This window comes from Agrobacterium sp. 22117, from assembly GCF_052045735.1.
Classification (GTDB): domain Bacteria; phylum Pseudomonadota; class Alphaproteobacteria; order Rhizobiales; family Rhizobiaceae; genus Agrobacterium; species Agrobacterium cavarae.
In genome coordinates this window covers 228192-243175 of sequence record NZ_JBQEPP010000004.1, presented here as the reverse complement: position 1 = coordinate 243175, position 14984 = coordinate 228192, and the positions used below count along the sequence as shown (strand labels likewise).

Annotated in this window: 13 protein-coding genes; 3 read left to right on the top strand and 10 right to left on the bottom strand. The window is 57.9% G+C overall.

Annotated elements, in window-relative coordinates; all coding sequences use genetic code 11:
• Positions 1 to 57 precede the first annotated feature (57 nt).
• The gene (locus tag ACTJKV_RS13105; protein WP_440598826.1) at positions 58 to 1125 is read right to left on the bottom strand and encodes an Ldh family oxidoreductase; all 1068 of its coding nucleotides are present in this window, start codon (positions 1123 to 1125) and stop codon (positions 58 to 60) included.
• A gap of 124 nt (positions 1126 to 1249) precedes the next feature.
• On the opposite strand from ACTJKV_RS13105, the gene ACTJKV_RS13100 reads away from it, so the two are divergent.
• Positions 1250 to 2251 carry a GntR family transcriptional regulator gene (locus ACTJKV_RS13100; RefSeq protein WP_440598825.1) on the top strand — a complete coding sequence of 334 codons (1002 nt, stop codon included), beginning with the start codon at positions 1250 to 1252 and terminating at the stop codon, positions 2249 to 2251.
• A 54-nt stretch (positions 2252 to 2305) separates the two neighbouring features.
• A complete protein-coding gene (locus ACTJKV_RS13095) occupies positions 2306 to 3424 on the top strand; it encodes a mandelate racemase/muconate lactonizing enzyme family protein (protein ID WP_113179862.1) in 1119 nt (372 codons plus the stop codon).
• 16 nt (positions 3425 to 3440) lie between these two features.
• On the opposite strand, the gene ACTJKV_RS13090 is transcribed toward ACTJKV_RS13095, so the two are convergent.
• The 9 genes from ACTJKV_RS13090 to infC all read right to left on the bottom strand — a co-directional run bounded on the left by ACTJKV_RS13090 (position 3441) and on the right by infC (position 13926).
• Positions 3441 to 3965: a flavin reductase gene (locus ACTJKV_RS13090; protein WP_112520606.1), complete on the bottom strand. Its 525-nt coding sequence runs from the start codon at positions 3963 to 3965 to the stop codon at positions 3441 to 3443.
• 309 nt (positions 3966 to 4274) lie between these two features.
• Positions 4275 to 6434 carry a methyl-accepting chemotaxis protein gene (locus tag ACTJKV_RS13085; protein WP_112359034.1) on the bottom strand — a complete coding sequence of 720 codons (2160 nt, stop codon included), beginning with the start codon at positions 6432 to 6434 and terminating at the stop codon, positions 4275 to 4277.
• Between the two features lie 387 nt (positions 6435 to 6821).
• Positions 6822 to 7811, bottom strand: a complete 990-nt coding sequence (locus tag ACTJKV_RS13080) for a Bug family tripartite tricarboxylate transporter substrate binding protein (RefSeq protein WP_112520605.1) — start codon at positions 7809 to 7811, stop codon at positions 6822 to 6824.
• Positions 7812 to 8022: 211 nt separating this feature from the next.
• Positions 8023 to 10446 carry a phenylalanine--tRNA ligase subunit beta gene (pheT, locus tag ACTJKV_RS13075; protein ID WP_440598824.1) on the bottom strand — a complete coding sequence of 808 codons (2424 nt, stop codon included), beginning with the start codon at positions 10444 to 10446 and terminating at the stop codon, positions 8023 to 8025.
• A 25-nt stretch (positions 10447 to 10471) separates the two neighbouring features.
• Positions 10472 to 11554, bottom strand: coding sequence for a phenylalanine--tRNA ligase subunit alpha (pheS, locus tag ACTJKV_RS13070; protein WP_440598823.1), 1083 nt, complete (start codon positions 11552 to 11554; stop codon positions 10472 to 10474).
• Positions 11547 to 12419, bottom strand: a complete 873-nt coding sequence (locus tag ACTJKV_RS13065; RefSeq protein ID WP_113175845.1) for a serine/threonine protein phosphatase — start codon at positions 12417 to 12419, stop codon at positions 11547 to 11549. Before ACTJKV_RS13065 ends, pheS begins: the two co-directional genes overlap by 8 nt.
• 126 nt (positions 12420 to 12545) lie before the next feature.
• Positions 12546 to 12950: a 50S ribosomal protein L20 gene (gene rplT, locus ACTJKV_RS13060; RefSeq protein ID WP_027674723.1), complete on the bottom strand. Its 405-nt coding sequence runs from the start codon at positions 12948 to 12950 to the stop codon at positions 12546 to 12548.
• A 40-nt stretch (positions 12951 to 12990) separates the two neighbouring features.
• Positions 12991 to 13194 (bottom strand): 50S ribosomal protein L35, encoded by a 204-nt coding sequence (gene rpmI / locus ACTJKV_RS13055; protein ID WP_027674722.1) that lies wholly within the window; start codon positions 13192 to 13194, stop codon positions 12991 to 12993.
• A 195-nt stretch (positions 13195 to 13389) separates the two neighbouring features.
• Entirely contained in the window at positions 13390 to 13926 is a 537-nt protein-coding gene (gene infC / locus ACTJKV_RS13050) for a translation initiation factor IF-3 (RefSeq protein WP_111847509.1), read from the bottom strand.
• Between the two features lie 179 nt (positions 13927 to 14105).
• Here infC and ACTJKV_RS13045 point away from each other — a divergent pair, with 179 nt between their 5' ends.
• Entirely contained in the window at positions 14106 to 14918 is an 813-nt protein-coding gene (locus ACTJKV_RS13045) for an alpha/beta hydrolase (RefSeq protein ID WP_440598822.1), read from the top strand.
• Positions 14919 to 14984: the final 66 nt, after the last annotated feature.

Genomic DNA, 14984 nt, shown 5'->3' with positions numbered 1-14984 from the left:
CTGTTTCGCCGATGAAGTCAATTGGTAAACGTGGATCTCGCTTCCGACCCCGTTACATCAGGCAAATGGCTGCGTAATACCCAATCGATTTGCCAGATCTGCGAATGACTGCCGCGTCGCCGGGTCCAGGACGACACCTTGACGCTCCCTTTCGGCCGCGACTTCCCACTCGCGGTCCCCTGGCGCCATCACCCGCGCGCCCTCACGTGCCGGTGAGTTTCGCAACGAGTCCAGATAACGCGTCATCGCTCCCTCGAAGACGCTTTTCTCCAGAAATGCCTCGGGCTTCAGCGCAAGAACGAAGGCACCCATGCCGCGTGGCGTGGAAAAATCCGGGCCACCCATGGATGCGATGTCGAAGCTGAGCTTCATACCGGTCAACACCGCGCTGAAGATTTCCGCCAAACCGCCAAGTGCTGCGCCCTTGAAGCCGAACTCGCCACCAAGCGGCGCAAGCATGGCCGCAGCATGCGGATCCTTGGTGTCATGGCCGCCTTCGTCAGACGCGGTCGCATTGGGCAATGGCTGACCAAGGCTCCGATAGAGCAGCACACGGTTATAGGGGATGGAGCTCGTCGCCATATCGAGAAGCCACGGGTTGTCTCCAGCGGACGGAACACCAACCGCAATCGGATTTGTGCCGTGAAAACGCTGCGCGCCGTCGTGCAAACGCACGAAGCTATCGGAGTTGCAGAAGGTGATGCCGATAAACCCTCGCTTGGCTGCCTCAAGCGAATAGGCGCCGGCGGGACCAAAGTGTGAGGTGTTGCGAATGGCAACGGCCCCGATGCCGAACTGCGTCGCAAGCTCGGTGGCGTGGGTCATCGCCGTATAGGCAGCCAGCGCCCCGTGCGCATCATCCGCATCCAACGTCTCGACAGCGCCCAGCCCAGCCACCTTGCGAAGGCGGGGTGTGCGGTTGATGCGTCCACCCTGCATAGCGGTCACATAATGGTCGAGCAGACGAACGCCGTGGCTGTCCACGCCATAGCGTGTTCCATGCATCATGGCACGCGTCGCCGCATCCGCTGTTGGGGCATCAGCACCGCAAGCGGCGAAGACCGCGCGGCAGAACCGGTCCAGCAATGTCAACGGGACATGGGCGCGCACTTCGTCTCGCAGCATCCCGGCTTCTCCTTCTCAAAATGTCTTATGCATACACTAGACATTGTTTTTTGGCCGTGCAATCCCTGTAGCGCTAAAAACGATTGCTGGTCAGCAACCAGACCGAGAGCGAGAGAGGAGAACGATGAAGAGCGCCACGACCGGAATCGCGCCCCGCCTGTACCGTAGAGCCTGCGATCTTCTGGCTGCGGACATCGCCAATGGCGTCATCGTTCACGGTACGAGGCTGACCGAGACCATGGTGGCCAATCGCTTCGGCATCAGCCGCGCACCCGCACGCCAGGCGCTGGCTGAACTGGAGCGTCTTCATCTAGTGCGCAAGGCCGAGAGCCGCGGCTATGATGTCGTGGCAAAAAGCAAATCGGTGCCAAAGATACGCACAACCGATGAGAGTTCGGTCCCCACGACCGACACTATGCGCATGCAGCCGAGATCCAGTTGGGAACTCATCTACGACAATATCGAGATCGAGATCGTCTCGCGCACATCGCTCGCAGATTGGCGAATAAACGAGGCGATGCTGGCCAAGCATTATGGCGTCAGCAGAACCGTGGCGCGTGATGTCGTCGCGCGTCTGCAGCAGCGCGGTATCGTTCACAAGGACGAGAGCGGGCGATGGTATGCACCGGCGCTCACGGCCAAGCATATCGACGAACTCTATGAGCTACGCTGGATTCTCGAGCCCGTCGCGCTGGAAAAGGCGGCCGCCAATTTTCCGGACGGGCTGCTGCTCTCCTTGCGCAAAAACGTTGCGGACGCCATCCACTCGATCGACAAGATCGACGGCGAAATGCTCGATGCGCTTGAACAACAGTTGCATGTCGAGCTGCTCGGCTACTGCGAAAACGCCTCGCTGATGCGTGCCATCAGCCTGCCGCAGGCGCTGCTCGTCGCCCACCATTTTCTCTATCACTGGACAATGGGGCTTTTCGACACCGAGCCCTTCCTGCCGGAACACCTGGCGATTTTCGACAGCCTTCTGGCAGGCGATATCCAAGGGGCGAAAGCCGGGCTGACACGCCACCTGCAAATCTCCAGAAGCCGCGCGATGATGCGCATCAAAGCCGTTGCGGAGGTCATTTCGCCTGACGAGCTGCCTTATCTCGAGAAGATGGAAGGCGGCTGAGCAGCAGAATTTTACAAGACATACCACCCGATAACCGGAGGAGGGTTATCCGTCATGAAAATTGCATCTATCCATCCCTTCATTCTTCATCTGCCGCTCACGTCCGATTCCATTTCGGACTCGACCCATTCCATCACCCATTGGGGCGTCGTCGGCACGAAGATCGTCACAACGGATGGGCTGGAGGGTTACGGCTTTACCGGCACGCATGCACATCTCGCCTCGGACCGGCTGATCACTGCCTGCATTCGCGATTGCTATGCGCCTCTTCTGATTGGCGAAGATGCCAATGACCATTCGCGGCTCTGGACCAAGCTTGCCCGCTATCCATCGCTGCAATGGGTCGGCCGTGCAGGCATCACCCATCTGGCACTTGCCGCGGTCGACGTCGCGCTCTGGGACTTGAAGGCGAAGAAGGCGGGCCTTCCGCTGTGGAGCTATCTCGGCGGAGCCCGCACTGACAAGCTTGAGGCTTACAATACCGATATCGGTTGGCTCTCATTCACGAAGGACGCTCTGATCGAGGGGTCGGCAAGAGCCGTCGATCAGGATGGCTTTACCCGGCTAAAGATCAAGGTCGGTCACGACGATCCGAATGTCGATATCGATCGGCTGACGGCGGTTCGCGAGCGTCTTGGCGGGTCGGTGCGCATCGCCATCGACGGAAATGGCAAATGGGATCTGCCGACCTGCCAGCGTTTCTGCGCGCTCGCACGGGATCTGGATATCTACTGGTTTGAAGAACCGCTCTGGTATGACGATGTCGGCAGCCACGCAGCACTCGCCCGCAACACGGCAATTCCGATCGCGCTCGGTGAACAGCTCTACACGGTCGATGCCTTCCGCTCCTTCATATCAGCGGGCGCGGTCGCCTATGTTCAGCCGGATGTGACCCGGCTTGGCGGCATTACCGAATATATTCAGGTGGCGGATCTGGCCCTGGCGCATCGCCTGCCCGTCGTGCCGCATGCAGGCGAGATGAGCCAGGTCCATGTCCACTTGAGCTACTGGCACCCGGCCTCGACGATCCTCGAATACATTCCCTGGATCAAGGATCACTTCGAGGAGCCGGCAGATGTTCAGGGCGGCGTCTACAAGCGGCCGCAACGCCCCGGCGCTGGCACGACCGTGCTGGAAAAAAGCTTTGCCCGTTTTGGCAAAAGCATAGGCTGAAGCGACGTTGGCGCGTTTAGAGCGTGCGATAAGCCCGCTTGAAGTAAAGCAGCGCCTCTTCCCCTTCTCCTACGGCAGTATCGACCACATCGCATATGATGATGTCGTGGGTACTGCCATCATGGATTGCGCGAACACGGCAATCGAAGGAGGCGAGTGCGCCTTTCAGAATCGGTGCACCGGTTTCGAGCGACGACCACTCACCGCCTGCGAAACGCTCCTCCATCGGGGTCTTGCCTCCGAAGAGCTGGCTCAATGGCTGCTGATCTGCTGAGAGCGTGTTGACGCACACGACGGCGTTCTCAAACAACATCCGATACGCCGATGAACTGCGATTGATGCAGACGAGAAGGGTTGGGGGATTGTCCGATACGCTACAGACGGCGGTGGCGGAAAACCCCGCCCTGCCTGCCGGTCCATCTGTGGTGACGATATTGACTGCGCCGGCAAGCTGCGCCATCGCGTTTCTGTAGTCCAGGCTGCGCTCTTCCGCAGTCTTAATCCCCATTGCGGCTTCCTTCTCACCATCTGACATACGCATCTCAAGCGACTGTTCCTAAAGAGTCGTCAAATACAGGACGTCTGTTCCGCTCCACATTAACGTCTCGAGGCCGCAAGGGAATCGAAAATTCTTCCCGCAGCGAATAAATGCGGGCCGACCTCAATTCGCTGTCCCCCAGAGCGCCTTACGTCGTCTTGTTGGATGCACAAACAAAGCCTTACCTTCTTGAAGACGCGCATCGTGATTTTTGCGAAATTTCAAGCCTGATTTTTACACCTCTATTGGTGACAGAAAAAAAGCCCCAGACGACGTCCGGGGCCTTTCATCAGCGATGCTGATCGCGCAGTTTCAGAACTCTTCCCAGCTGTTTGCCTTCAGCGCCGCGTTCCCGTTGAAGGAAGACGCAACGCGATTGACGAGACTACGAACTGGAGAGCGCTGAGGTGCCGCGGATGGAACGACGGGACGTGCCGAGACCGCCGTCTGAGCGCTGCGCTGCGAACCCGTTTCGAACGCGCCCACGAGGGAAAACAGCGAATCCGCCTCTCTGGCGAGCGAGTGGCTGGCTGCCGTCGACTCTTCCACCATGGCAGCGTTCTGCTGCGTGCCCTGATCCATTTGGGAAACCGCGTTATTGATTTCCTTGATACCGGTGGACTGCTCACGCGATGCCTCAACGATTGAGAGCACGTTGACGCTGATATCCTTCACCTGCGCGACGATGTGGGTGAGCGCCTCACCCGTCTCACCGACAAGGCCAACACCGTTTTTGACATGATCGCCTGACTTTGCAATCAGTGCCTTGATGTCCTTTGCAGCACTGGCCGATCGTTGGGCAAGCTCGCGCACTTCCTGGGCGACGACAGCGAACCCCTTACCGGCCTCACCCGCGCGTGCGGCTTCGACACCAGCATTGAGTGCTAGCAGATTGGTCTGAAACGCAATCTCGTCGATGACTCCAATAATATTGGAAATCTCTCTTGAAGACGCTTCGATCTCGTTCATGGCGCCGATGGCCTTTGTCACGACAACGCCGGAGCGTTCTGCGTTTTCACGCGTTTCGCTCACGAGGCGACCGGCTTCCTCTGCCCGGCGCGTCGTATCCGCCACCGTGGTCGTGATCTGCTCCAGCGCCGCGGCGGTCTCTTCGACCGACGCTGCCTGCTGTTCTGTGCGTCGTGCCAAATCGTCGGCAGATGCTCTGATCTGGTTGGAACCCGCCGCAATCCCCTGCGCGTTTCCGCTGACCTTTATGATCGTATCCTCAAGCCGCTCTATCGCACCATTGAAGTCCACGCGGATCTTGTCGAGACGGTCAGCGAAGCTGTCTTGGATGCGGTAGTTCAGCTTGCCGTTTGCAAGAGCGCCGAGACCCGCACCGAGCGTATCGACCACGTGCTGCACTTCCGCTGCGTCCTGGGCCTGCCGCGCTTCGCGCTCCAAACGTTCACGTTCAGTGAGCGATCGGTTGGCCTCGGCTTCGGCCTCAAGCTTGAGACGCTCCTGGGCGTTGGTTTTAAAGACTGCAACGGAGCGAACCATTTCGCCGATCTCGCTGCAGTCAGGTTCAACATCCAATGCAGCATCGGCGCGACCTGCTGCGAGTTCACGCATGGTGCCAACCACGCTGCCGATAGGGCCCGTGATCGAGCGGGTAATGATTGCGGCAAGAACAGCCACGACGGCAAGGACACCTAAGGATGTTAGAATTGATACAGTAAGGCCACGTTGTTCAGACGTCGCAACGCCTGTAGCATAGGCACTCAGTTCCGCACCGACTTTGTCTTCGACCGTCTTGAGAACGTTGATGCGGTCCGTGGTCGCTTTGTACCAAGCTTCTCCGCTGATGCCACTCAACTGGCCTCCAAAGGGCGCCTGTAGAAGAACAGAGCGCTGCGTATCGACAAGCTTGGCGGCATCGCTGCCAAGTGCAGCCTCCAGCGCTGATTTTTCAGCAGCACCTGCATAGGAATCGAAGATCGAGAAATAGACGCCCTGCATGGCACCGAGGCGAACGAATTTCTGATAGCTTTCGGGAGTGATGCTTCCGGTGGTAAAGGCCGCGGTTCCGACTGTTCGTTCCTGGCCCGCCCGTTCCTTCCCTTGCAGGAGTGCAGAATAAGCGATTATCCGATTGGAAATGCGGCTGTCCGACGTCAGAGAACTCATCGATTCGATGAGCTTGATCTGGCTGCCGATCGTATCGGCGAAATAAGCACCAATATCGGCAACAGATGCCTTTAGCGAGGTAATGTCCTGCCGCATGGCGTCAAGCTTGTCGAGCTTTGCTTGCGCGGTAATGGCGAGCTGCATGAAAGCAGGAGTGCCGGCGGCTTCTTCGGTCGTCAGATTAAGCTTTCGAAATCTCGCAATCGCGGCATCGGTCACGAGGCGCTGTTTTTCGAGAAGAGGTCCGAACTCGCCCTGCCCCTTCGCACCCACAAAGCCGGCAGAGGCACCGCGCTCCTTCTGAATTTCGTGGACCATACCACCGATCAGAGGTGCCATGGCTGAGATCTCAGAGACGGAACTGGCTTGAGAGGCAACGTCCAGCCTTCGGAAATTATCTTGGACCACAGCGCCTAGGAGGGCGATTGTAGGGATAGCGGCAACCACGACGATGCGGGTGCTGATTTTCAAGTTCCTGAAAAAATTCACTTTTGCCTCGATCCATCTGAAGACTCTTCGACGGCGCTTGAACGCCTGCGACGACTTTCGTCATGGATGAAGGTAATAGGATAAAATAATTTATTATCGGTTTAATTGCCTAAATGATGATCAGGTGTAACAGCAGTTGATCACATTTTTCATGGCTTAACCAACAGGTAAGGATTGGAGGTGCCTTCCCCTGCGGAGATACTGGGGAAGACGATCCATCGCGAGGCTGTACTGGCCTTAGTCCATCTGAACGTTGGCTTCCTTCACCACCGGACCCCATTTGGCAATCTCTTCCGACACGTGGGTCTTCAGCTCCTCCGGCGACGAACCGACGATTTTAGCGCTGAAATCCGCCATGCGCTTTGCCACATCCGGATCGGACAGTGCCGTTTTGGCAGCCTCATTCAGCTTGGCGATTGCCTCAGGCGGCGTTCCGGCCGGTGCAAAAAGCGCATTCCAGGTATAGGTCTCATAACCTGGCACGGTTTCGGCAATAGTCGGCACATCCGGGAAGGAGGACGCCCGCTCCGCCGTCGTCACACCCAGCGCCTTCAAGGTACCCGACTTGATGTGCGCGGATGAGGATGGCAGGTTGTCGAACATGATCGAAATCTGATTGCCCAGCAGATCGTTCAATGCCGGGCCGGAGCCCTTATAAGGCACGTGCTGCATGTCGACGCCGGCCATGCTCTTGAACAGCTCACCAGAAAGGTGAAGCGGCGTGCCGTTACCGGATGAGGCATAGGCATGCTTATCCGGCTCTTTCTTCAGGAGCGCGATCAGCTCGGCAACATTGTTGACCGGCAGCTGCGGATTGACAACCAGCACGTTCGGCACGACGACCAGCAACGAAATCGGTGCGAAATCCTTTTCAGGATCATAGGGCTTCGTCTTGAGGATCAATGGGTTGAGGGCATGTGTCGCCACCGTACCCATGAGGATCGTGTATCCATCGGGCTCGGCGCGCGCAACGCGGTCAGCACCGAGATTTCCGCCAGCACCCGCGACATTCTCGACAATGATCTGCTGGCCAAGCGTGTCACCCATTTTTTGTGCAATGACGCGTGCAACGACGTCGGTGGAGCCGCCTGCCGCAAAAGGCACGACGAGCGTGATCGTGCGCTCGGGAAAGGCCTGCGCATGAGCGCCTGTGTTGAACGTTAATAAAGCTGCCGCAGATGCAGCAAGCATCAAAGCTGCACGGCGTTTCAAATACCCAATTGCCATAAAATCTCCTCCTCACGGCCCAACGGCCTGGAAGGCATAGTACTAAAAGCAACGACCGTAGCAACCTCTACATGCGATCTGAGCTTTTTCAGGAGTCAATTTGTTATGAAATACACGTATGACGCGTTTCTTATATTTGGATGTATAATCTGAGCAATAAAAAACCCGCCATGAAAGCGGGTTTTTCAGCATCATCACATGAAGCACAGGATTACGCGCGAAGCACGCCGCCCGTTGTCTTCTCGACATTACCGACGATTTTTGCCGTCAAGGCTTCGAAGTCCTCATCCGTCAGGGTCTTGTCCATCGGCTGGATCTGAACTTCGATCGCAATCGACTTCTTATTCTCACCGAGCGACGCGCCTTCGAAGACGTCGAAGACGTTGACGCCGGTGACGAGCTTGCGATCGGCGCTGGTTGCCGCCTTGATGAGGGCGCCCGCTTCGACCGACTTGTCGACCACGAAAGCGAAGTCGCGTTTCACCACTTGGAACGGTGAAAGCTCCAGCGCCGGCTTGGTGCGCGTTGCCTTCTTCTTCGGTTCTGGCATGGCGTCGAGATAAATCTCGAAGCCGCAATAGGCACCGGAGATATCCAAAGCGCCGAGTGTCTTCGGATGGAATTCGCCGAAGTAACCAAGAACCACCTTGGGACCCATCTTGATCGTGCCGGAACGGCCAGGATGGTACCAGGACGGAGCACCGGCCTCGATCTGCACATTAGCCATCGGCAAACCGCAGGCTTCGATCACGGCAAGCGCATCCGCCTTGGCATCGTAGACATCGACGGCCTTTCCACCGCCCTTTGCTGTGTTCGACCACATGCGGCCTGCACCGGCAAGCGATGCGGTGCCGCGGCGAACGCCACCGGCGACGCGCCGCTGGCCTTCCGGCGTATCGCCCTCATAGGTACCCGACACTTCGAAGATCGCCACATCGCCATAGCCCTTGTCGGCATTGCGCTGGGCTGCGGTCAACAGACCGGGAAGCAGGGACGGCCGCATGTCGGACATATCGGCAGCAATCGGGTTGGCGAGCTTGAGCGCGGATGAGCCGCCGCCGAAGAGCTTCGCCTGCGCTTCCGGAATGAAGGACCAGGTGACGGCCTCCAGCATACCGCGGCTTGCAAGTGCACGGCGCGCGGTGCGCGTGCGGATCTGCAGCGTCGTCAAAATGCGTCCGTTGATGGCGCCGAGGCTCTCAAGCGGTTCCGGCTTGATGTTGTCGACGCCGTGGATGCGCATGACCTCTTCCACCAGATCCGCCTTGCCATCGACATCCGGACGCCATGAGGGCACCGACACGGAAACACGCTCGCCGGAGCCTTCGATGCCGAAACCGAGACCTTTGAGGATCGCAAGGCTTTCTTCCGCCGAAACCTCGAGACCCGTGAGGCGCTTCACCTCGGAGAGTGGGAAATCGATCCACTTCGGCTCGAAGCCCTTGTAGCCGACAACCTTGGCTTCTCCGGCCAAACCACCGCAAAGCTCGAGCACCAGTTCCGTCGTGCGCTCGAGGCCCGGCACCATATATTCCGGATCGACGCCGCGTTCGAAACGATAGCGCGCATCGGTGATGATGCCGAGAGAACGTCCGGTCTTGGCAACGTTGATCGGATCCCAGAGTGCCGACTCGATCAGTACATCGACGGTATTCTCGTCGCAGCCGGAATGTTCGCCGCCCATGACACCACCGATGGACTCGAGCCCGTTGTCGTCGGCAATCACCACATTGTTTGGACCGAGCTTGTATTCACGCTGATCGAGGGCAAGGATCGTTTCACCTTCTTTCGCGCGCCGCACGACGAGATCACCCTTGACCTTCGCCGCATCGAAGACGTGCATTGGACGGCCCTGATCGAAGGTCATGTAGTTGGTGATGTCGACCAATGCGTTGATCGGGCGCAGGCCGATTGCCAGCAGGCGCTGCTGCATCCACTTCGGGCTGGGGCCATTCTTCACGCCGCGCACGATGCGAAGCGAGAAGCCCGGGCAGAGAGCCGCATCATCAAGCTCCAGCTTGACATCGACCGGCGTTGCGCCTTCGACCTTGAAGCTCGGTGCAGGCCGCGTCTTCAACGTGCCGAGACCGGAGGCCGCCAGATCACGCGCGATGCCATAGATCGAGGTGCAATCCGGACGGTTCGGCGTGAGGTTGATCTCGATGACCGGATCGTCAAGTCCGGCATAGGACGCGAAAGACGTGCCGACCGGCGCATCTTCCGGTAGATCGATGATGCCATCATGATTGTCGGACATGTTGAGCTCCTTTTCGGAACACATCATGCCGTGGCTTTCGACACCGCGGATCTTGCCGACGGAAAGCGTCACATCGATGCCTGGAACATAGGTCCCCGGACGCGCCAAAGCGCCAACGAGGCCTGCGCGCGCATTCGGCGCTCCGCAAACGATCTGCACCGGCTTGCCGTCACCGGCATCCACCGACAGCACCTTCAGGCGATCCGCTTCAGGATGCTTTTCCGCCGACAGAACCTTGGCGATGACGAAGGGCTTGTAAGCCGCCTTGTCGTCGACATCCTCGACCTCCAGACCGATTGCCGTCAGTCGTTCGCAGATCTGCTCCAGAGAGGCATCCGTATCGAAATGCTCTTTCAGCCAGGAGAGTGTGAATTTCATACTATATACTCCTCGACTTGACCGATCAGGCGCTCAGACCGCCGAACAGCGTCGGCATGTCGAGCGGGCGGAAGCCGTAATGGTTCATCCATCGAACATCGGCGTTGAAGAAATCGCGCAGGTCCGGCATGCCGTATTTCAGCATGGCGATGCGGTCGAGACCCATGCCCCAGGCAAAGCCCTGATACTCGTCCGGATCGAGCCCACCGGCGCGCAGCACATTGGGGTGCACCATGCCGCAGCCGAGGATCTCCATCCAGTCCTTGCCTTCGCCGAACTTGATGGTCGGGCCGGAGCGGTCGCACTGGATATCCACTTCGAAGCTCGGCTCGGTGAACGGGAAGAAGGACGGGCGGAAGCGCATGACGACGCTGTCGACCTCGAAGAAGGTCTTGCAGAACTCTTCGAGAATCCAGCGAAGGTTTCCGACATGTGCTTTCTTGTCGATCACCAGGCCTTCGACCTGGTGGAACATCGGCGAATGAGTGGCATCGGAATCCTGGCGGTAGGTCTTGCCGGGAATGACGATACGGATCGGCGGCTTCTGCGCTTCCATGGTGCGCACCTGAACCGGCGAGGTATGCGTGCGCAGAACCTTGCGCTCACCCTTTTCATCCGGCTGGAAGAAGAAGGTGTCGTGCATTTCGCGGGCGGGGTGTCCTTCCGGGAAGTTCAGCGCCGTGAAGTTATAATAGTCGGTTTCGATATCCGGGCCTTCGGCAATGGAGAAGCCCATATCGGCAAAGATCGCCGTGATCTCATCGACGATCTGGCTGATCGGATGAATGCGGCCGCGTTCGGCAGGAGACTGACGGACGGGTAAGCTGACGTCGAGCGTCTCGGCCTTCAGCCGCGCTTCGATGGCTGCATCCTTCAACTCGCTCTTGCGGGCGGTAAGAAAGTCCGTCACTTCATTCTTCAGCTGGTTGATGGCGGCGCCGCGTGTCTGGCGCTCTTCCGGCGTCATGGTGCCCAGCGTTTTCAGAAGCTCGGAAACCGAGCCCTTCTTGCCAAGCGCCGACAGGCGCACGGCCTCGATGGCCGTCTCGTCTGCCGCCGCAGCGATCTCCGACATCAGTTGCGATTTCAAAGTGTCCAGTTCAGTCATCTTTTCCTGCCCTGCCGGAGGTCTTGGCCCCGACATCGGTTTCAACAGCATTCTTTAGAAAGTCGGTCGCCACGATAAAGCGTTGCAGATCACTACCCATCTGCACGCGGCCAATCAACCGGGCGAGCGGCAAAAATCGGCCAAGCACACGCACCAGGCGACGCAATTCATCGATGGTCGCCTGTGGTGCATGGGCGGACCATCCGCGATAGGCAGCGCCAAGCGTTGCATCGGTGTTTTCGGCGAAGGCACTCAGTGGCAAGAATAGCAGCCACAGGTCGCGCGCCTGAGCGCTGGCCAGCGGCATGACCGCCTGCGGCTCTTCTTCGAAATCCATGAAGCCGATCCGGCCACCTTTGAGAAAGAAGTCGCGAATATGCGGGCGCCCATGGCAAAGACCGGCGGCATGAAGCTCACCAAGCTCGATCGCCGACTGAACCAGCAACCGGTCGGGATGTCCTTCGCTTGCCTTGCGCGCCACGATGCCCTGGATGGTTGGCCCCACATCCTCCAGCACGATGGCGGTATCGGAGGAATAGATGATCGCCGGAACGGTGAAGCCCGCATTGCCGAACTCGATCATCCGACGCTTTTCGCGCGCCATCATCTCGACAGGCGAAAGCACCGGCGACGGTCTGAGAAAAGCATATGGAAGAAGGCGGGCAGCAAAGCCCTGCAACTTGCTCCACCACCGTGGTTCTTCCGTGCCTTGACGCTTGATCCAGACGGCGCCGGAACTCAGCTCCAGTCGCTGGATGCGCTTTTCGCTCATCAACAGGGTCTGCATGAGCGCAGCAATATCGGCGTCTTCCAGATGAACATGGAAGCCCTTTTCCCTCTCGCTCGCATTGGCAGCCTGAAGCATGATAGTCCCGTCGGCGCCAAAGCGCCCAGAGGGCTTCCTTCTGAAAAGGAAGCATTTTCAAACGTAAAACCCGCCCCGGTTGCCCGGCGCGGGTTTCAAATGAACAACAATTTGTCCGCGCCGTAATTACTTTACAGCGGATTCAAACTCGTTGGCCGTACCTGCATCCTTGAGGTACTCAAGAGCCTTCTTCGCGGCGTCGACGAGCGCGCCGAAAGCTGCCGGCTCATGGATAGCCATGTCGGACAGAACCTTACGGTCGACTTCGATGCCAGCCTTGTTCAGGCCGTCGATGAAGCGGCCATAGGTCAGGCCGAATTCGCGAACAGCAGCGTTGATACGCTGGATCCACAGAGCGCGGAAGTTACGCTTGTTGACCTTGCGGTCGCGGTAAGCGTACTGCTTGGAACGGTCAACCGCTGCCTTTGCTGCACGGATGGTGTTCTTGCGACGGCCGTAGAAGCCCTTGGCTGCCTTGAGTGTCTTGGTGTGCTTGGCGCGGGAAGTTACGCCACGTTTTACGCGTGCCATGTCATGATCTCCTTAAAGTGTCCAAAAATGCGGAAGAGTCTTAGAGACCGTTCGGCAGGTAGTTCTTGACGACTTTTTTGCCGTCAGCTTCGGCCAGAACCATGGTTCCGCGCGCGTCGCGAATGAACTTGTTGGAACGCTTGATCATGCCGTGGCGCTTACCGGCGGCGGCTGCGAGAACCTTGCCGGTGCCAGTGATCTTGAACCGCTTTTTTGCAGCGGATTTCGTCTTCATCTTGGGCATTTTGCTACTCCGTTATTTTGTATCGAAACAGGCAGACGAAGCCCGCTTCAAGCTATTCAAGAACGGCCACGGCATGCCCTGCCGGACCGTTCGGACGCGCGCTTATAACCGCAGTTATGAGAAAGCGCAACGGGGAAGCCAAACTTCCCCTGCGAGAGTGGAAAACGCCGACCTCGATGTCAGCGCGCCCAAGCATTACTTCGGTGCAAGCACCATCATCATCTGGCGGCCTTCCAGCTTCGGCTCGGCTTCCACCTTGGCGATTGTCAAGGTATCTTCCTTCACCTGCTGCAGCAGCTTCATGCCGAGTTCCTGGTGAGCCATTTCGCGGCCACGGAACTTCAGCGTTACCTTCACCTTGTCGCCTTCTTCGAAGAAACGGTTCATCGCCTTCATCTTCACCTCATAGTCATGGGTGTCGATGTTCGGACGCATCTTGATTTCTTTGACCTCGACGATCTTCTGCTTTTTGCGCGCTTCGGCCGCCTTCTTCTGCGTCGAATATTTCAGCTTACCGAGATCGAGAATTTTGCAAACAGGCGGTTCTGCATTCGGCGAAATCTCGACAAGATCAAGACCGGCCTCTTCCGCCATCTTCAACGCCTGGTCCGTCGGCATCACGCCGAGGTTCTGGCCTTCTTCATCAATCAGCTGAATTTTGGGAATGCGAATTTCCCTGTTGGAGCGCGGGCCTTCCTTGACGGGGGCATCGGCTTTGAACGGTCTGCGAATGGTCGTATTCTCCTGATCTGTTTCGATATCGCGTCGGCAAAAACAGCTTGTCGGTGCAAATGGCTGAAATGTCGTGAACGCCTCTGGGAAGTCAATAGCATGGCTTTGCAAAAAAATCACCTCCTGTCGTGGTTTTTACGAATCTGGTCTACAGGGGAAAGAAACGTATGGAGAATAAGATGACGCAGCCACACGAAGCCCCACAGTATATTGTCGTCGGTGAAGGTGACGCCGCGCGCGAGATCGCCATCCTGTCTCGATCGGCTCAAACGTCGGATCATCGCCCTGCCCTCGTCTGGCTCGGGGGCTACCGCTCCGACATGACAGGCACGAAGGCTGTCGAGCTCGATCGTTTTGCGCAACAGGAGGGGCTCGCCTGCATCCGCTTCGATTATTCTGGTCATGGCGCATCGAAAGGCGAGTTCAGAGACGGCACCATTTCACGATGGCTGGAGGAATCTCTTGCCGTTCTGGATGACAAGGCACCTAAAAGCGTCATTCTGATCGGTTCGTCCATGGGTGGATGGATCGCACTCAGACTGATTGAGGAACTGCGCAAGCGCGGCAAGGGCCCGAACGTTTCAGGTCTTGTCCTTATTGCGCCAGCGCCGGACTTTACTGCGGAATTGATCGAGCCCAATCTGACGGAAGCTGAACAGGCGTCGCTTACCGAGCGCGGCTATTTCGAAGAGCCATCGGAATACAGCCCCGAGCCCAACATCTTCACCCGCGATCTGATGGAGGACGGCCGCAAAAATCTGGTTTTGAAGGGCGTGATCGATACCGGCTGCCCCGTTCATATTCTGCAGGGCATGCGTGATGAAGACGTTCCGTACCAACATGCCCTGCGACTGATGGAACACCTGCCTGCCGACGATGTGGTCTTGAGCCTTATCCGTGATGGCGACCATCGGCTTTCGCGTCCCCAGGACATCGAAAGAATGCTCGGTGCGGTCAAAAGCCTCGTAGCTTCGGGCACCGCGCGTCTTTAAGGGCGCACAAAGAATGCTCTACTCCTTTGAATCGATGCGCCGTTCTTTCCGAAAATCGATTTCGAT